Source organism: Agromyces sp. NPDC058104, assembly GCF_042884835.1.
Classification (GTDB): domain Bacteria; phylum Actinomycetota; class Actinomycetes; order Actinomycetales; family Microbacteriaceae; genus Agromyces.
The window spans coordinates 1079107-1095884 of the sequence record NZ_JBHVTD010000002.1 but is presented as its reverse complement, the minus strand read 5'-3'; the positions used below and the strand labels follow the sequence as shown (position 1 = coordinate 1095884).

Sequence of the window (16778 nt, the reverse complement as noted above, 5' to 3'; positions counted from 1 at the left end):
TCCTGCACGCGCATCGGCAGTCGCCGGGAACCGCCGGACGTCGCTCGGGGTTCACCGGCTCGCCGCCGTCCGTCCGTCAACGCGTCGGACCGTCGACCCGCGCGGTCGGCCTCACCCGGCCACGTCCGCTCGCGGCACGGAGCAGCCGCTCGAGGGGTCCGCGTCCGAGGAACCGCTGCCAGAGCCAGGCGAACGCCATGCTCCCGACGATGAGCCCGATCGTCAGGGCCCAGGAGTCGTCGGTCAGGAATCGGCCCTCGACCCGCTTCGCCCCGGAGATCACGACGAGGTGGAGCGTGTAGATCGTGAGCGGCATCGCCCCCATCGCCGTCACCGGCGACAGCACGGCACCGGCGACCCGCCGCACCGCAGGACGCGCGAGCGCCGTGAGCGTCACCGTCGCCGCGATGACGACGAGCCCGAGACCCACGTTGCCGAGGGCGAGGGCCGAAGCCGAGACCGCGTGCTCGGCCGTCGACGCGGTGGCGTCGGCCTCGGCGGGCAGCAGCCGCGTGAGCGGGAGCATGACGGCCGCGGTGACGGCCCCGGCGAGCGCGTACCGCGGCACCACGCGCGGATCCGCCGCGCCCAGCCGTGCGAGCCCGAGCCCGATGAGCATGACCGGTACCCAGACGATCACCGGATACGCGCCGGTCAGCATCCAGTCGTACACCAGGCGCGGCCCGCCCTCGCGCGCCGACATGAGGTCGGCGCTGTACTGGACCGCCGTCGCGAGACCCGGGGTCACCGCGAGCAGGCCGGCACCGATCGCGAGGGCCGTGCGAGCCGGCAGGAAGAGCAGCGGGAGCATGACGAGGAACGCCACGCCGTAGACGTCGAGGATGATGAAGACGAGCGGGCGAAGCGTGGCGGCGATGAGGAGGCCGAGCGCGATCAGGATGACCGCGCGCACGGCCAGTTGGCGGCGGAGCACCCCTCGTCCCTCGACGACGGGGCGGACTGCCCCGGTGAGGAAGCCGAGCCCGAAGCCGGCCGTGAGCGCGAACAGCAGTCGCGGTCGCTCATCGGCGATCGCGAGGAGCTCCGCGGCCTCGGGAGCGGCTGCGACGGGCGCCACGTGCGCGATGAACATGCCGATCAGGGCGAGACCGCGTGCCGCGTCGATGCCGTCGACCCTCGGCGCGGGCAGGTCGCGCACTCGCGCGCTCAGCCCGGCCGGCACCGTCACCGGACGACGACCGTGGGGGCTTCGAGGTGCGCGAGCACGCCGTGGCTCACCGATCCGAGCAGGAAGCGGGCGAGCGCGCCCCGGCCGTGGCTGCCGACGACCAGCAGTGCGGCCTCCTCAGCCGCGTCCGAGAGGGCGATGACGGGGTCGCCGGCGATGACGCGCCGGTCGATCTCGAGCGAGGGCCGGTCGGCGATGGTCTGCGCGAGCGCCGCCTCGAGCACGTCGTGGGCGGCCTCGGTCAGGTCGTCGACGGCCACCATGGCTCCCCCGTAGCCGTACTCCCCGCCCGACAACGGCACGAGATCCCAGGCGTGCACCGCGATGAGCGGCCAGCCGCGCCGCTCGGCCTCGTCCGCCGCGAATGCGAGGGCGCGCGCACCGACCTCCGAGCCGTCGACCCCGACGGCGATGCCGGTGCGCATCGCGACGTCGATGTCGGGCACGACCACGACGGGCACCCGGCTCGCCGCCGCGACGCGGAGGCTGTGGACCCCGCGCCGACTCGCGCGGCGCCCGCCGTGCCAGTCGCTGCCGACGACGAGGAGGTCCGCGGTTCGCGAGCACCGCTCGAAGACCTCGATCGGCGATCCCTGCTCGAGGTCGCTGACGACGGCGAGGTCGGGATCGACGCGACGGGCGACCTCGAGTGCCTCGTCGAGCGTGGCGCGGGCGCCCTCGAGCGCCGCGAGCAGCAGCCGCGCATCGCCGCCCGACTCGATCGCCTCGTCGACGACGTGCACGAGCCGCAAGCGGGCGGACCGGGCGCTCGCACGTTCTGCGGCCCACCGCACGGCCCGAAGACCCGCGCCCTCCGCGGTGCCGACCCCGACGACGATCTCGCTCATGCGGCGCCCTCCCACGTCCATCATCACGCGGATTCGGCGCCGGCGCCAGACGCCGGCTCGTCGATCGTCGCCCGCGGACCCGCATGCCCGCCCGTGACCCCTCCACGTCCATGACCCGCCGCGTCCGCGTCCGCGTCCGACGATCGCATCCGACGATCGGCCCGCGCTAGTCCGGAGGCGCGCACACGCGGTATCGACCGGTGAGCAGCAGCGAGTCGCAGGCCTCGGGGCGGTGCGACTCGTGCCAGACCTGCGGGTCGCCCACCACGGCCTCTCCGGCGTCCACGAGCCCGGCGTGCGCACCGGAGAGGACGACGACGCTGACCTCCCCGCCCCACGGACTCGCGAGCCGCACCACGCCGAGCTCGTCGTTCGACCGGGCGATGTCCTCGGCGGCCGCGCGCTGGTCGCCGAGCGTCTCCCACGCGCCGTACGCGGGAGCGGCGATGCGCCCGCCGAGCGAGGCGGCGAGCAGCGCGATGCCGGCGAAGCCGAGGGCGATCGCGACGATGCGACCGGATCGACCCGCCGATGTCGACCGCGTCGGACCGGGCTCGCCGGGGATGGCGCCCGACGGCGAGTCCGCTCGTCGCCGGGTGAGCGCGATCCGCGCGAGCGCGATGGTCGCGGCGACGAGCACCGGCCCGAACGCGAGCACGGCGGGAGCGGGATGGCGCAGCCAGCTCGGCGTGTGCATCGAGAGCGGCCACCAGATCAGGAAGGTCAGGAGCCCGAGCAGCGCTGCGCCCGTCACCACCGCGAACTCCCGGGGTGCGGCCGACGAGCCGCCGGGCCGCGCGAGCAGCCGGGGGTCGTGCAGCACCGCCCGCAGGCCGAGCACCGCCAGGACGATCGCGACCACGAGGACGGCCGCGACGAGCCACCAGGGCAGATGCCAGGCCGCAAGCAGTGCCTGGAGCTTCTCGATCGGAGGCACGGCGTAGCCCCGTTGACCGCCTCCGCGCAGGAACCAGCTGAAGTCCCGCAGGTTGGCGTACCACCCCGCGGGCCCGAGCGCAGCGAGTTTGGCGATCTCGAACGCGATGGTCGGCGCGGCGGCGCAGGCCGCGGCGGCGAGCACTCGCGGCCATGCGCGCCGCGCACGCGCGAGGAGGGTCGCTCCTGGGGCGTCGAACAGCGCGGCGATCGCGAACGCGGGCAACGCGAGGACGGCGATGAACTTCGTCTGCACCGCGAGGCCGGCGAGCAGTCCCGCGAGCCAGGGGCGCCGATGCACGACGGCGAGCGCGGCGGCCAGGAGGCCGGCGGTGGTGACCTCGCCGAGTACGTCGACGGGCGTCTGGATCGGCGAGGGCAACGGGTCGGCCGCGAAGGCGAGCGGGACGGATGCCGCGGCGAGGCCCGCCCACCGGCCGCCCAGCCGGCGACCGATCACCCACAGGGCGCCGATGAGGAGCACGTACCCCGCGAGGCCGACGAGGCGCCCGGCCACCACGGGATCGATGCCCAGGCCGATGAGCGCGGCGACGGGCAACAGCATGACGGGGCCGGTCGAGATCCGCACGTCGAACGGGGTGAGCTCGCTCCCGGAGAGCGTTCCGTCGCTCGCGTAGCCGAGCCCGCGCAGCAGGTTGAGCGGGACGGTGAGGTTGAACGCCTCGTCCTCCCAGAGCCGGACGGTCGTGAACGCGGGGACGAGGACCGCGAGGTTCGCCGCGACCACGGCGATGACGACGACCCACCACAGGAGTGCTCCCGTGCTGATCCGGCCGTCGCGGCCGAGGGCGGACGAGCCGAGCCGGCTCACGCCGTGGGCCTCGGCTTCAACGAGACCCGCCACAGTTCGATCGCGGCCTGGCGGGCGAAACGACGGAGCCGGGGCGGCGGCAGCCTCGGCGTCCGGGCCGGCCCGACGCCGGCCTCGGTCCACATCGTGCCCTGCGCGTCTCCGCCGCGCCGCGGCAGGCTCGATACGCGCAGGTAGCGCACCCGGTAGCCCCGCCTGGCCTCGGCGATGGAGAAGTGCACGTGCGGCACCAGCGCGTCGGCGGGAACGGCCGACAGCAGTTCGGCGAGGGCGGCCGGACGATACGCCCGGAGGGGCGTGTTCACGTCGGGGATGCGACGCCCTGCCGCCATCGCCACGACGGCGCCGACCGTGAGGGTGAGCACCCGACGGAACCAGGGGTCGGTTCGCCCGGTTCGCACGCCGTGCACGACGTCCGCGCCGGTGCTGACCGCGGCGCGCACGAGCTTCGCGAGATCGGCTCCGGCGAACTGCCCGTCTCCGTCGACGTGCACCACGAGCTCGCCCCCGCCCTCGAGCCCCGCCCGGTAGGCCGCCAGCGCAGTCGGCCCGTGCCCGCGATTCGTGTCCGCGGTGATGACCCGCAACGCGGGGAGCTCCTCGGCGACCGCCGCCAGCGCCAGTGCCGTGTCGTCCGTCGACCGGTCGTCGACGACGACGAGCTCGAGCGTCTCGGCCAGCGGCTCGAGGTCGGCGCCGATCTCACGCAGGAAGCCGCCGATGCCCTCCGCCTCGTTGTACGCGGGCATCACTACGACGAGATGCCTCAGCCGCACGTCGACTCCTCGGATTCGCTGGCCGTGCGCTCACCGCACGGGCGTTGGGTAGTAGCGTAGTGGAGATGTCGACCCGAGCCCGCTGGCGCCGCGTGGCCGGGCTCGGCGCCCGGTTCCTCACCGTCGGCGCCGTCTCGACGCTGATCGAGATCGGCGTCTTCAACGCGCTCTACCTCGGACTCGGCTGGGACGTGGTGTGGGCGAAGATCGTCGCCTCGCTCGTGGCACTCGTCAACGCGTACTTCGGCAACCGGGAGTGGACGTTCCGCGACCGCGGCGGGCACAGCCGAGCGGTCGAGATCACGCTGTTCGTGATCGTCAATGCGCTCTGCACGGTGCTCGGCGCGGTACTCGTCTGGGCCGGTGTCGCGGCGGCCTCCGCGCTGCTCGGGCGGGAGGCGGGGCCGGTCGCGGTGAACGTCGTCAACCTCGGGAGCATCGCGATCGTGGTCGTCGCGCGCTTCGTCCTCTACCACCACGTGGTGTTCCGCGGCGAGCGCGCGCGACCCGTCAGTGGCGCCCGTTGAGCACGCCGCCCGACTCCTGCAGGTAGCAGACGCCGCAGAGCGACTCGTACTCGACCTCGACGCCGTCGATGGCGACCTGGTCGCCGTCGAAGATGTACCGCCCGTCGACACTGCGGCCGTTGAAGATCGCCTTGCGACCGCAACGACAGATCGTCTTCAGCTCCTCGAGCGAGTGCGAGACCTCGAGGAGGCGTCGGCTGCCGGGGAATGCGACCGTCTGGAAGTCGGTGCGGATGCCGTAGGCGAGCACCGGGATGCCGTCGATGAGCGCGATGCGGAGCAGGTCGTCGACCTGCTCCGACGAGAGGAACTGCGCCTCGTCGACCAGCAGGCAGCTCACGTCACGGCCCGACTCCTCGATCACCCTCGTACGATGCCCTTGGAACCGGTCGAGCACCGGGGCATCCTGCTCGATCACGAAGTCGACCTCGCGGACGACCCCGAGGCGCGAGACGATGTCGCGATCGCCCTTCGTGTCGATCGCGGGCTTCGCGAGCAGCACGCGATGCCCGCGCTCCTCGTAGTTGAACGCCGCCTGGAGCAATGCCGTCGACTTGCCGGAGTTCATCGCGCCGTAGCGGAAGTACAGTTTCGCCATCTACTCGAGGAACCCGTCCTCCGCCGCTCGACGGATGAGCTCCGCCTTGCGGCTCGCCGGGCGGCCGACCTTCGCGTACTTCTCGCGCACCCGTCGCAGGTAGGTCTTCGCGGTCTCGTAGCCGACGTCCATGCGCTGGCCGACCTCGAGCGTGCTCAGCCCCTGCGCGTAATAGCGCAGCGCCTTCTCCTCGGCGGGGCTGAGGTGCACGCCGGACATCGTCGGCACCGCACCGCCGACGCCGGGCTCGCCGGCGCGCCGGACGCCGAGCCGGGACGCCTGCCGCGGAAGGCGCTCGCCGCGCATGACGCGGCGGGCGTAGTCGACGAGCACCTCGGCCGGGAGGGTCTTCGAGACGAACCCGGCCGCGCCCGCGGCCATGCTGCGCTCGCGCGAGTCGTCGTCGTCGAGCGCGGTCACCACGATGACCCTGGCGCCCGCGGCGCGGCAGGCCCTGATGCGGGACTCGATCGACACGCCGTCGGGCAGCTGGAGGTCCATGAGGACGATGTCGACCGGGAACTCGGGACTGCGCACGAGATCCATCCACGAGGTCGCGGTCACGACCACGTCGAAGTCGACCGCACGATCGATGAACCACCGCGCGAGACTGTCGACGATCAGACTGTGGTCGTCGAGGATCGCGAGCCGGTGCCGATGCTCCGGGACCGCGTCAATCGATGACATAACTCAGCTCCACACGTACATTCTCTCGCGTCGAGGCCGATTCGGCACCCAAGGAAACGGCGCGCGCCACGGCGATGAAACGATCGATCTCGCGTTTCGCCGGCGGGCGGCCCGCGGGAACGGCCGAAATCACGATCCGGCCGCCGTCGAGGTCGGTCACGAGGGAGACCGCGATGCGCTCGGAACGCCCAGGTTCGGCGAGCCAGGTGATGAGTGCGGTGAGCGCGGAGCGCTGGTCGTCGCCGAGCAGGTCGGCCGCTCCGGACGGGTCGTCCACGAGCGTCTCGATGCCGCGCGCGAGCCGGAGGTTGGTGGCGAGGTCGTCGAGCCAGGTCGACTCGAGCCCGGCCCGCAGCGCCCGGCGCAGTTCTTCGGCGAGCTCGCGGGCGCGATCGGCCTCGGCGACCGAGATGCGCTCGGCGGTCATGACGCCGGCGAGGAACGGCAGCACCTCGCGACCGAGCACCGAGACCCGGCTCTGCTGCACGGAGCGTGCGATGCCGGCGCGCAGCTCGGTGTCGCGCTGGAGCGCCGCCCGGTTCGCCTCGCGCTGCCAGGCGAGGGTCTCGGCGATGATCGCGTAGGCGTACCCCGCCGCAGCAGCGGAGAGCGCGATGACCGGCGACGCGTTCACCGCGACGAGGGCGCCGACCGGCGCGTCCGCCGCGATGTAGCTCGACGCGCCCACGACCAGGATCGACAGCACGATCGAGGCGAGCACTCCGGCCAGCGCCAGGGACACCCACGTGCAGTACGGCGCCACCGCGAGGATGAGCATGCCGATCACGACCGGGCCGAAGTCGTCGTAGAGGTAGCGGTTCGAGCCGACCGTGCTGGTGTACTCGGCGATCGCCGCGCCGACGGCCAGGGTCACCACGACCCAGAGCCGCTCGGCCGTGAACGGCGCGCGCGACGGCGCCGCCGAGATCGAGGCGACCGCGCCGGCCGCGGCGACCAGGAGGATCGCGAGGATGGCCGCGATCGGCGAGCCCACTTCGGCGCGATGCACCCAGGTGAGCGTGACCGCGGTACCGAGCGCGAGAACCGACCCGATGACCACGATCGGCGCCGCCGTGATGCCGCCGATCGGGTCGGCCTCCTGCTGCGTCAGGCGCATCATGCTCCGCCCTCGGGCACCGTCAGCACGATGGTGGTGCCGATGCCCTTGGTCGACCAGAGCCGCACGGTGCCCTCCTGCTGCTCGATTCGGGCACGGATCGAGGTGCGCAGCCCGATCCGGTCATCGGGCACCTCGCTCTCGTCGAAGCCGACGCCGCTGTCCATCACCGCGATCGTGACCTCGCCGCCGCCGAGCCCGAGCGCGAGCTCGGCCTCGTCGACGCCGGCGTGCCGGGCGACGTTGATGAGACACTGCGCGACGGCCGCGTCGAGTGCCTCGGCGCGCCCCGGACCGAGCACGTGCAGGATCTCGGGGTCGCCGGTGACGCGCACGTCGAGCCCGGCGTTCTCGGCCGCGGCGAAGGCCTGCACGAGCGTCGCGGTGCCGTCGGCGCGCGACTCGGCGGCCTCGGGCGCGGGCCGCGAGCGGATGGCCGCGCCGACGCCGCCGCGCCGCGCGAACCGGCCGCGGCCCGCCGCGCCGTTCGGCGCGGGCCCGTGGAGAGGAGCGGGACGCCGGAGGCTGCCGCGATCGCTCCCCGTCGCCTGTCCCGAGTGGTCGATGGCCCAGTCGCGCCCGACGATGAGGCCGAGATCCTGGCGGATCCCGGCGCGCAGGCGTTCGTCGACGGTTCCCGACCCGGCCGCGGCGATCGCGACGAGGTGGCTGAGCGCCGTGTCGTGCAGCCTCGCCGTCGCCCGCAGCTCGTAGTCGTGGCGGATGGCGAGCTCACGGGTCTGCTGGCTCGCACGGTGCAGCCCCGTCTCCTGACGGGGGTCGGAGCGACGGGAGACGCCGTCGAAGATCCGCACGACGAGCAGGATGCCGAACGCCGCCGCGGCCGCCGTGCTCGGCTCGTAGCTGCCGCCGACGAGGGCGACGCCGAGGAACGCGGCCGCCTCGCCGAGCGCGTAGCCGAGCGTGGCCCAGACGATCGCGATGAGCGAGCCGCTGCCGGCGCCTCCGACGAGCAGGAGCGCGATCCTCGGCAGGGCGAGGACCGCGTTGTTGGTCGACTCGAAGCCCCCGGGCTCCATCACGAGCATCGTAAAGGCGATCGTCGCCCCGGTGCCGACGACGAGCGCCAGCACCGTCAGCGTGACGGTCGGATACAGGGCGACCGCACCGAGGGCGAGCACCATCACGGCCGCGAGCGCGGCGCCCGTCCACGCGTTCGGTCGCTCGCCGACGGTGGCCACGAGGACGCTCACGACGATCGTGATCGCAAGGCACGCGAACGCGGCGCAGTGCCCGGCGAAGGCGAGTGCTCGACTCAGGCTGTCGCGCGCGAGGTGCCCCGGCAACCCCAGGCTCATCGTGAACCTCCACTCGCGAGCAGCGCCCGATCTTCGCGAGCCGATCGGACTCAGCGAATTATCTCAGTTCGGCGGGATTTCGCGCATCTTCATGCACTCGGCCGCGTCGTCTCGCTCGGAACGGGGGTCAGAACAGGGCGGCGGGGTCGGCGATCGCGCCCAGTTCGGGCGGCAGCTCGAGCGTCGGCGTCGACCCGACCGAGCCGGACGTGCGACCGCCGCCTGCGCCGGCCGGTCGCGCTCCCCGCCCCGGACGGGTCCACCGGTCGACGGGTGCGGTCGTCGACCGGATACCGCCCGTGACCGGGTCTTCGATGCCGCGCTCGAGACCGTGCGCACGGATCAGCGGATGGATCCGCCGGCCGAGCCATTGCCGGTACTCCTTCGGCGCGTAGGCGTTGTTGCCGTAGTACATCGAACGGTATCTCTGCACGAGCTCGGGGTGTTCGCGCTCGAGCCACTGCATGAACCACGGCTTCACCGACCCGCGCAGGTGCAGCGCGGCGTAGAGCACGCTCGTGGCCCCGGCGGCCTTCACCTGCCGCAGCGCCTCGTCGAGATGCGCCCGCGTGTCGGTGAGGTACGGCAGCACGGGCATGAGGAACACCGCGCAGTCGAGCCCCGCCTCGCGAACGGCCGTCACGGTCGCGAGCCTCGCTCTCGTGGACGGCGTGCCCGGTTCGAGCGACTGCTGCAGCTCGTGGTCGTGGATCGCGATCGACATCGCGAGGTCGACCGGCACATGCTCGGCGGCGGACGCGATGAGCGGCAGGTCGCGACGCAGCAGCGTGCCCTTCGTGAGGATGCTGAACGGGGTGCCGCTCGTCGTGAGTGCGTCGATGATGCCCGGCATGAGCTCGTAGCGGCCTTCGGCCCGCTGGTACGGGTCGGTGTTCGTGCCGAGCGCGACCGGCTCGTGCCGCCATGACGGCCGGGCGAGTTCGCGGCCGAGCACCTCGGCGACGTTCACCTTCACGATGATCTGCCGATCGAAGTCGTCGCCCGCGTCGAGGTCGAGATACTCGTGCGTCGGGCGCGCGAAGCAGTACAGGCATGCGTGACTGCAGCCCCGATAGGGGTTGATCGTCCACCCGAAGGGCATCATCGACTGGCCGGGGACCCGGTTCAGCGCCGACTTCGCGAGCACCTCGTGGAAGGTGACCCCGGCGAACTCGGGCGTCTGCACCGAGCGCACGAGGTTGTTGAGTCGGGCGAGGCCGGGGAGCGCGTCGACCTGGTCGACCCCCAGCTCCTGCCCGCTCCACCGCACGCATTCATTCGAACATACTTTCGAATCTCGCGCAAGTGGTCCGCGCGCGGCTCGGTGACGACGGATGCCCCGGGCGCGACCCCGGGGCATCCGCGGACTCAGCGGGCGCCCGCGGCCGACACCGCGGAGCCCGACCGCAGTTCGAGCCGCTCCCCCGCCCACCGTCGCCGCAGCCAGCGGTCGTGGCTCGCGATGACGACCGCGCCGGGATAGCCGCCGAGCGCCTCCTCGAGCTCGGTCGCGAGCGCGAGCGAGAGGTGGTTCGTCGGCTCGTCGAGGAGGAACACGTGCGGCGGCCGCGCGAGCACCAGGGCGAGCGCGAGCCGGCGCTGCTGCCCGACCGAGAGTGCCCCGACCGGCCGGTCGAGGTCGCGTGGAGCGAGCAGGCCGAGCCCCGAGAGCGGCACCTGCTCCGCGCGACGCTCGCCGAGCACCCGCTCGTACGTCGCGCGCGGCGTCGCATCGAGGTCGGCGAAGCGGACATCCTGCTCGAGCAGCTGCACCCGCAGCCCCTTGCGCCGCTGCACCGTGCCGCGGTCGGCGGCGACGGCGCCGGCGAGCACCCCGAGGAGGGTCGACTTGCCCGCCCCGTTCGCCCCCGTCACGAGCAGGCGCGAGAGCGGCTCGAGCTGGAGGCGCTCGAGCCGGAGCCGGCCCTCGACCTCAACGTCGTCGACATGGACGAGGAGCCCGGCCGACGCGTCGAACGCCTGCGATCCCGAGGGGATGCCGGCGAACTCGAGCGGCGCCGGCGGCCGGCGCAGCTGCTCGCGCTCGAGCGTCGCGAGCCGCTGCTCCGCGTTGCGCACCCGGCGAGCGATCGAACGCTCGACGTTCTCGCCCTTGAAGTACTTGAGGAACTTGTCGTTGTCGGTCGCCGCACGCCCGTGCGAGACGTTGCGAGCCGTCCCGCCGATCGAGGCCCGCAGGCGCCGCAGCTCGTCCTGCTCGTCGTCGTACTGGCGCTGCCAGCGCGATCGCTCCTCGGCCTTCACGTCGAGGAACTCGCTGAACCCGCCGCCGAAGACGGTGCCGCCGAGCGTGCCGCCCCGCGCCGCCGCATCCGCGGAACCCGCCCCGCCGGCCGCAGCCGACGCGGCGAGCGCGCCCTGCCGCCCCGGGTCGAGGTCGAGCAGCCCCGTCGCGGCGCGATCGAGGAACGCCCGGTCGTGGCTCGCGAAGACGACCGGTCCGGCGAAGGCGCGCAGGCGCCCCTCCAGGAACTCGGCCGCGGCATCGTCGAGGTGGTTGGTCGGCTCGTCGAGCAGCAGCGCGTCGGGCGCCGAGAGGAGGAGCGCCGCGAGCGCGAACCGCGAGCGCTGGCCCCCCGACAGCTCGTCGATGCGCCGCCCGAGCCCGAGCCCGGCGACGCCGAGCCCGTCGAGCAGCTCGTCGCGCCGGGCCTCGGCGGTCCAGACCTCGGCCCGTTCGGCCGCGTCGAGTGCGGCCGCATAGCGCGACGCGGCGGCATCGGCCCAGGCCTCGGCGGGCTCGTGCCGGTCGCCCGTCGAGGGTCCCGCACCGAGCGCGGCGGCGGCGTCGTCGAGCTCGCGCTCGATGGCGCGCACCTCGGCGAGCGCCGCCTCGAGCACGACGTCGACGCGAGCGTGGGGCGAGAACGGCAGCTCCTGCGCGAGCAGGCCGGTGCGGCGCGGCCGCGTGATCCGCCCGGCGACCTCGGCGCGGTCGAGCGGCTCCGCGCCCGAGGCATCCGCGCCGTGGTCGGCGGCGAGGAGGCGCAGCAGCGTCGACTTGCCGACGCCGTTCTCGCCGATGAGGCCGAGTCGGTCGCCCGGGGCGACCGCGAAGCCGAGGTCGGCGAAGACGCGCCGGTCGGGATAGGAGACCGAGAGTCCGTCGGCCCGGAGGTGGTTCGAATAGGAGAGATGTACAGCCAAGGGGTCCGCCCTTCGCGAGAGCTCCCGAACGGCCGCCGGATGCCACGGCGACGACGCGGTCCGTCCGGTGCACCGGCGGTGCCGGGGCGGCCTCGACGGCGCCTCGGCCCGCGCGCCGGCCGCGGATGCGGCGACCGTTCGGGAGCGGAGTGGATCCCGCCGGGCATTGCCGGACGCGGGCGCACGAGACCGCTGTCGCGATCAGCACGGGTCGATCAGGACCGTGTGCACACCCGACGTCAACGGCGCCTCAGGCGCGGGACGAGGGGGTGTGCTCACTTCATAGCGTGCACGACCATAGCAGGGCGCGCGTCGCCTGCGCAAACGGACGCCCCGCCGGATCGGCGTCGAGGCGCTCTGCTCCTCGAGCGCGGCGGTGTCAGGCCGTGAGGCCGAGCACCTCCGCGGTCGCCTTCAGCGATGCCTCGGCGGCGACCGGGTCGGCGGAGAGCTCGGTGCCGTAGCTCGGGATCATCTCGCGGAGCTTCGGCTCCCAGTCGGCCATGCGGTCGGGGAAGCACCGCGAGAGCACGTCGAGCATGATCGGCGCGGCCGTCGAAGCGCCCGGCGAGGCGCCGAGCAGGCCCGCGATCGTGCCGTCGGCGCCCGTGATGACCTCGGTGCCGAACTGCAGGATGCCGCCCTTCTCCGGGTCCTTCTTCATGACCTGGACGCGCTGGCCGGCCGTGATGAGCTCCCAGTCCTCGGTCTTGGCCGTGGGCATGAACTCGCGGAGCGCCTTCATCTTCTTCTCGCGGTTCGCCATGAGCTCGCCGACGAGGTACTTCACGAGGTCGAAGTTCTTGAGGCCGACCTGGATCATCGGCCCGAGGTTGTGCAGGCGGATCGAGAAGGGCAGGTCGAACCAGGTACTCGTCTTCAGGAACTTCGGCGTGAAGCCGGCGTAGGGCCCGAAGAGCAGGGCGGTCTCACCGTCGACGACGCGGGTGTCGAGGTGCGGCACCGACATCGGGGGCGCCCCGACGGCGGCCTTGCCGTAGACCTTGGCCTGGTGCTGGGCGACGATCTTCGGGTTGGTGGTGCGCAGGAACTGGCCCGAGATCGGGAAGCCCCCGAAGCCCTTGATCTCGGGGATGCCCGAGTGCTGCAGCAGGGCGAGGGCGCCACCGCCCGCGCCGACGAACACGAAGCGCGCGTGCACCGTCTTCGGGGTGTTGCCGACGGTGTGGCGCAGCCGTAGCCGCCAGGTGCCGTTCTTCAGTCGCTTGAGGCCGGTGACGTGATGGTTCGTCTGGATCGACGCGCCGCGCTTCGCCATGTCGGTCATGAGGAACCTGGTGAGGGCGCCGAAGTCGACGTCGGTGCCCGCTTCGATGCGGGTCGCGGCGACGCGCGCCTTCGGGTGGCGCTTCTTCGCGAGGAGCGGGGTCCACTCGGCGATGCGCTCGAGGTCTTCGGTGTACTCGAGGTCGGGGAAGAGCGGCTCGTCCTTCAGGGCGGCGACGCGCTTCTGCAGGTACTCGATGTTCGCCTTGCCGCGCACGAAGGTCATGTGCGGGGTCGAGTTGATGAAGTTGTGCGGCTCGGGCAGTGCGCCGTGCTCGACGAGGTACGCCCAGTACTGCCGGCTGATCTGGAACTGCTCGTTGATCGAGACCGCCTTGGCGGCGCTCACGGTGCCGTCGGCGTTCTCGGGCATGTAGTTGAGCTCGCACAGCGCCGCGTGGCCGGTGCCCGCGTTGTTCCAGGCGTTGGAGGACTCCTGCGCGACCTCGCCCAGGCGCTCGTAGACGCGGATCGTCCAGTCGGGCTGCAACTGGGAGATGAGGGAGCCGAGCGTCGCGCTCATGATGCCCCCGCCGATCAGCACGACGTCGACGGTTTCCTCTGAATTCACACGTTCGAGTGTAGTTGGGGTTCGAGGGTGCCCTTGACCGGCCCATTTCCCGGATGCCCCCGGGCCGGCCCCGTTCGTCAGCCCAGCTGCGGCAGCCCGCGCTCGTCGAGCGGCCACCCGGGGTTGTGGGCGAGCTCCCAGAGGTTGCCGTCGAGGTCGGCGACGTAGCCGCTGTACCCGCCCCACTCGGTCTCCGCAGCCGCCTTCGCGATCGACCCGCCCGCGAGCACCCAGTCGCCGACGGCGTCGTCGACCTCCTCGCGCGAGCCGAGGTTGATCGCGAGCGCCACCGCCCTGAAGCCGGGCGCGTTCGCGTGGAACGTCGGCAGCGCCGCGTCCTTCGCGAGCTCGGCCGTCTCCCAGAGCGCGACGACCCCGCCCGGGGTGGCGAAGAAGGTGATCTCGCCGGCCACGGACGAACGCGCCTCGCGCCAGCCCAGCCGGTGGTAGAACGCGGTGGCCGCCTCGACGTCGGCGACACCGAGGGTCACGAGAGAGAACCGCTGCGGGATGCCCATGGGGCGAGCGTACGCCCCGGCGCCCCCGCCGTCATCCGTCATCCGACGTCATCGACGGCCGCGACGGCGTCAGGCGTCGAGGAGGGCCGCCTCGGAGGCGGTCGCGGACGAGACCCCGGCGCGCGCACGTGCGAGCGCGGCGTCGTCGGCGCCCGCCGCGGCGAGGGCGAGCAGCGCGGCCCCGACGATGGGCGCCTCGTCGACGACCGTCACGCGCGCGAGCGGCGCGGCCGCCGCGAGATCCGAGCGGATGCCTCGGAGCAGGCGCTCGTCGCCCGAGCGCGCGATGCCGCCGCCGAGCACGACCGGCACGGCGCGACCGAGCAGCCCGAGGCGCGTGAGGCACGCCCGGGCGAAGGCCGCGAGCTCCGTCGCCTGGCGGTCGACGAGCCCGATCGCGACGGCGTCGCCCGCCCCGGCCGCCTCGAACACCGCTGGAGCGAGCGCGATCAGCTCCGAGGCGTCCCGGTCGCCGAAATGCAGGCCCTCGATGAGCTCGCCGACCGAGCCCACGCCGAGGCGCCGCTCGATCTCCCCGACGAGCGCGGTCGCGGGACCGCGTCCGTCGACGGCGCGCGCGGCGTGCCAGAGCACGGCCTCGCCGAGTCCCGACCCGCCGCCCCAGTCGCCCGAGAGCGGGCCGAGCGACGGGAACCGCACCTCGGCGCCGTCGGCGCGCAGCCCGATCGCGTTCACCCCCGTGCCGCACACGATCGCGACGGCGTCGGACTCGTCGGTTCCCGCACGGAGCAGCGCGTACAGGTCGTTGTCGACCGTCAGCGAGGCGGCGGCCCAGTCGCGCCCGGCGACGGCGGCCTCGTACCGCTCGATCTCGATCGGCAGGTCGAGGCCCGAGAGGTAGAGGCCCGCGTGGGCCACCGGTCGCGCTCCCGCGACCGATCGCACGAGCGCGTCGACGACGGCCGCCGAGGCGTCGAGTCCCTCGAAGTGCGGGCTCGAGCCCGGTCCGCGCCGGTGCGCGACGACCCGGCCGTCGAGCTCGAGCGCGACGACGTCGGTCTTCGAGCCGCCCCCGTCGACCGCGACGACGACCGGGGCGCCCTCGGCGGGCACGCCCACGGCGCTCACGCCCACTCCAGGAATCGCGCGTTCTCGGCCAGGAGGAGGTCGGTCAACCGCTCGGCCCGGTCGTGCTGCAGCACGAGCGGATGCGCCCGCATCGCGCGCAGCACCCGCTCGCGCCCGCCGTGCACGGCCGCGTCGAGCGCGAGGCGCTCGTAGCCCGCGACCGCCGAGACGAGTCCCGCGAGGTCGTCGGCGAGCGGCGCGACCGGTTCCGCGACGAATCCCCCGTCGCGGAACACGGCCGGCACCTCGATCACGTGGTCGTCCGGAAGGAACGGCAGCACCCCGTCGTTGCGGAGGTTCACCACGCGCGCCCGGTCGGCACCGCCCTGCATCGCGGCGAGCAGCTCGATCGCGGCCTCGGAGTAGAACGCCCCGCCGCGACCCTCGAGGGCGGCGGGCTTCTCGTGCTGGGAGTCGTCGGCGTAGAGCCCCAGCAGTTCGCGTTCGATCGCCTGCACCGCCTCGGCACGGCTCGGCTCGGCCAGCTGCTCGCGCAGCACCTCGTCGTGCGCGTAGTAGTAGCGCAGGTAGTACGAGGGCACGACGCCGAGCTGGGCGAGCAGTTCCGGTGCGAGGTGCACCTCGTCGGCGAGGTCGCCGAGCCGGTCCGCGATCAGCTCGGGCAGCCGATCGCGCCCGTCGATCGTGACGCTGCGCTCCCACGTGAGGTGGTTGAGGCCGACGTGGCCGAGGTGCACGCGATCGTGCTCGACGCCGAAGAGCGACGCGTACCGGCGCTGGAACCCGATCGCGACGTTGCAGAGGCCGACCGCGCGGTGCCCCGCTTCGAGCAGCGCCCGGGTCACGATGCCGACGGGGTTGGTGAAGTCGACGATCCAGGCGTCGGGCTTGGCGTGCCGGCGCACGGCCTCGGCGATGCGCAGCACGACGGGCACCGTGCGCAGCGCCTTCGCGAGCCCGCCGGGGCCGGTCGTCTCCTGCCCGATGCAGCCGACCTCGTGCGGCCAGGTCTCGTCGGCGTGACGAGCGTGCTGCCCGCCGACCCGGAGCTGGACGAGCACCGCGTCGGCGTCGGCGACGCCCGCGACGAGGTCGGTCGTGCCGATCACCCGGGCGGGGTGGCCGGCGTGGGCGAGCATGCGCCGCGACATCCCCGCGACGAGCGCGAGGCGCGACTCGTCGGGGTCGACGAGGCGCACCTCCTCGAGCGGGAGGGCCTCGCGCAGGCGCGCGAATCCGTCGATGAGTTCGGGTGTGTAGGTCGAGCCGCCGCCGACGATGGCGAGTTTCATGGGTCCTCCGGTCATGGGGAGTGAGAGCGTGGGAAGGGTCGGAGCGACGCCGGACGGCGGAGG

The 16778-nt window shown here is 73.2% G+C and carries 15 protein-coding genes; 1 reads left to right on the top strand and 14 read right to left on the bottom strand.

The window, feature by feature from the left end:
- Positions 1–76: 76 nt before the first annotated feature.
- From ACFVTH_RS13000 to ACFVTH_RS12985, 4 genes are all read right to left on the bottom strand, one after another.
- Positions 77–1159, bottom strand: a complete 1083-nt coding sequence (locus ACFVTH_RS13000) for a heparan-alpha-glucosaminide N-acetyltransferase domain-containing protein (protein ID WP_387091462.1) — start codon at positions 1157–1159, stop codon at positions 77–79.
- A 26-nt stretch (positions 1160–1185) separates the two neighbouring features.
- Entirely contained in the window at positions 1186–2037 is an 852-nt protein-coding gene (locus tag ACFVTH_RS12995) for a universal stress protein (protein WP_387091459.1), read from the bottom strand.
- A gap of 166 nt (positions 2038–2203) precedes the next feature.
- A complete protein-coding gene (locus ACFVTH_RS12990; protein ID WP_387091456.1) occupies positions 2204–3805 on the bottom strand; it encodes a hypothetical protein in 1602 nt (533 codons plus the stop codon).
- Positions 3802–4554 carry a glycosyltransferase family 2 protein gene (locus ACFVTH_RS12985; RefSeq protein ID WP_387091453.1) on the bottom strand — a complete coding sequence of 251 codons (753 nt, stop codon included), beginning with the start codon at positions 4552–4554 and terminating at the stop codon, positions 3802–3804. The genes ACFVTH_RS12990 and ACFVTH_RS12985 overlap by 4 nt, the downstream gene beginning before the upstream one ends.
- 92 nt (positions 4555–4646) lie before the next feature.
- On the opposite strand from ACFVTH_RS12985, the gene ACFVTH_RS12980 reads away from it, so the two are divergent.
- A complete protein-coding gene (locus ACFVTH_RS12980; protein ID WP_387091450.1) occupies positions 4647–5108 on the top strand; it encodes a GtrA family protein in 462 nt (153 codons plus the stop codon).
- Here the strand turns inward: ACFVTH_RS12980 and ACFVTH_RS12975 are convergent.
- The 10 genes from ACFVTH_RS12975 to ACFVTH_RS12930 all read right to left on the bottom strand — a co-directional run bounded on the left by ACFVTH_RS12975 (position 5092) and on the right by ACFVTH_RS12930 (position 16715).
- On the bottom strand, positions 5092–5706 hold the full coding sequence (locus ACFVTH_RS12975; RefSeq protein ID WP_386937805.1) for a thymidine kinase: 615 nt from the start codon (positions 5704–5706) through the stop codon (positions 5092–5094). The two genes, ACFVTH_RS12980 and ACFVTH_RS12975, sit on opposite strands and share 17 nt — an antisense overlap.
- Positions 5707–6393, bottom strand: a complete 687-nt coding sequence (locus tag ACFVTH_RS12970; RefSeq protein ID WP_387091447.1) for a response regulator — start codon at positions 6391–6393, stop codon at positions 5707–5709. It abuts the gene before it with no gap.
- Positions 6380–7513 carry a hypothetical protein gene (locus ACFVTH_RS12965; protein WP_387091444.1) on the bottom strand — a complete coding sequence of 378 codons (1134 nt, stop codon included), beginning with the start codon at positions 7511–7513 and terminating at the stop codon, positions 6380–6382. Before ACFVTH_RS12965 ends, ACFVTH_RS12970 begins: the two co-directional genes overlap by 14 nt.
- Positions 7510–8829: a sensor histidine kinase gene (locus ACFVTH_RS12960; protein WP_387091441.1), complete on the bottom strand. Its 1320-nt coding sequence runs from the start codon at positions 8827–8829 to the stop codon at positions 7510–7512. Before ACFVTH_RS12960 ends, ACFVTH_RS12965 begins: the two co-directional genes overlap by 4 nt.
- A gap of 127 nt (positions 8830–8956) precedes the next feature.
- Positions 8957–10099: an Rv2578c family radical SAM protein gene (locus ACFVTH_RS12955; RefSeq protein ID WP_387091438.1), complete on the bottom strand. Its 1143-nt coding sequence runs from the start codon at positions 10097–10099 to the stop codon at positions 8957–8959.
- Positions 10100–10197: 98 nt separating this feature from the next.
- Complete coding sequence (locus ACFVTH_RS12950; RefSeq protein WP_387091435.1) at positions 10198–11997, bottom strand: ATP-binding cassette domain-containing protein; 1800 nt, start codon at positions 11995–11997, stop codon at positions 10198–10200.
- 379 nt (positions 11998–12376) lie between these two features.
- Positions 12377–13855 carry a malate:quinone oxidoreductase gene (locus ACFVTH_RS12945; protein ID WP_387091432.1) on the bottom strand — a complete coding sequence of 493 codons (1479 nt, stop codon included), beginning with the start codon at positions 13853–13855 and terminating at the stop codon, positions 12377–12379.
- A 77-nt stretch (positions 13856–13932) separates the two neighbouring features.
- Positions 13933–14373: a VOC family protein gene (locus ACFVTH_RS12940; RefSeq protein ID WP_387091429.1), complete on the bottom strand. Its 441-nt coding sequence runs from the start codon at positions 14371–14373 to the stop codon at positions 13933–13935.
- A 69-nt stretch (positions 14374–14442) separates the two neighbouring features.
- Positions 14443–15462, bottom strand: coding sequence for an N-acetylglucosamine kinase (locus ACFVTH_RS12935; RefSeq protein WP_387091426.1), 1020 nt, complete (start codon positions 15460–15462; stop codon positions 14443–14445).
- Positions 15459–16715, bottom strand: a complete 1257-nt coding sequence (locus ACFVTH_RS12930; RefSeq protein ID WP_387091423.1) for a 6-phospho-beta-glucosidase — start codon at positions 16713–16715, stop codon at positions 15459–15461. The genes ACFVTH_RS12935 and ACFVTH_RS12930 overlap by 4 nt, the downstream gene beginning before the upstream one ends.
- Positions 16716–16778: the final 63 nt, after the last annotated feature.

What these genes read in the sequence shown, in the direction of transcription:
- ACFVTH_RS12995 (WP_387091459.1), bottom strand. Translation starts at nt 2,037, where the DNA reads ATGAGCGAGATCGTCGTCGGGGTCGGCACCGCGGAGGGCGCGGGTCTT.
- ACFVTH_RS12940 (WP_387091429.1), bottom strand. Translation starts at nt 14,373, where the DNA reads ATGGGCATCCCGCAGCGGTTCTCTCTCGTGACCCTCGGTGTCGCCGAC.
- ACFVTH_RS12975 (WP_386937805.1), bottom strand. Translation starts at nt 5,706, where the DNA reads ATGGCGAAACTGTACTTCCGCTACGGCGCGATGAACTCCGGCAAGTCG.
- ACFVTH_RS12985 (WP_387091453.1), bottom strand. Translation starts at nt 4,554, where the DNA reads ATGCCCGCGTACAACGAGGCGGAGGGCATCGGCGGCTTCCTGCGTGAG.
- ACFVTH_RS12960 (WP_387091441.1), bottom strand. Translation starts at nt 8,829, where the DNA reads ATGAGCCTGGGGTTGCCGGGGCACCTCGCGCGCGACAGCCTGAGTCGA.
- ACFVTH_RS12980 (WP_387091450.1), top strand. Translation starts at nt 4,647, where the DNA reads ATGTCGACCCGAGCCCGCTGGCGCCGCGTGGCCGGGCTCGGCGCCCGG.
- ACFVTH_RS12970 (WP_387091447.1), bottom strand. Translation starts at nt 6,393, where the DNA reads ATGTCATCGATTGACGCGGTCCCGGAGCATCGGCACCGGCTCGCGATC.
- ACFVTH_RS12965 (WP_387091444.1), bottom strand. Translation starts at nt 7,513, where the DNA reads ATGATGCGCCTGACGCAGCAGGAGGCCGACCCGATCGGCGGCATCACG.
- ACFVTH_RS12930 (WP_387091423.1), bottom strand. Translation starts at nt 16,715, where the DNA reads ATGAAACTCGCCATCGTCGGCGGCGGCTCGACCTACACACCCGAACTC.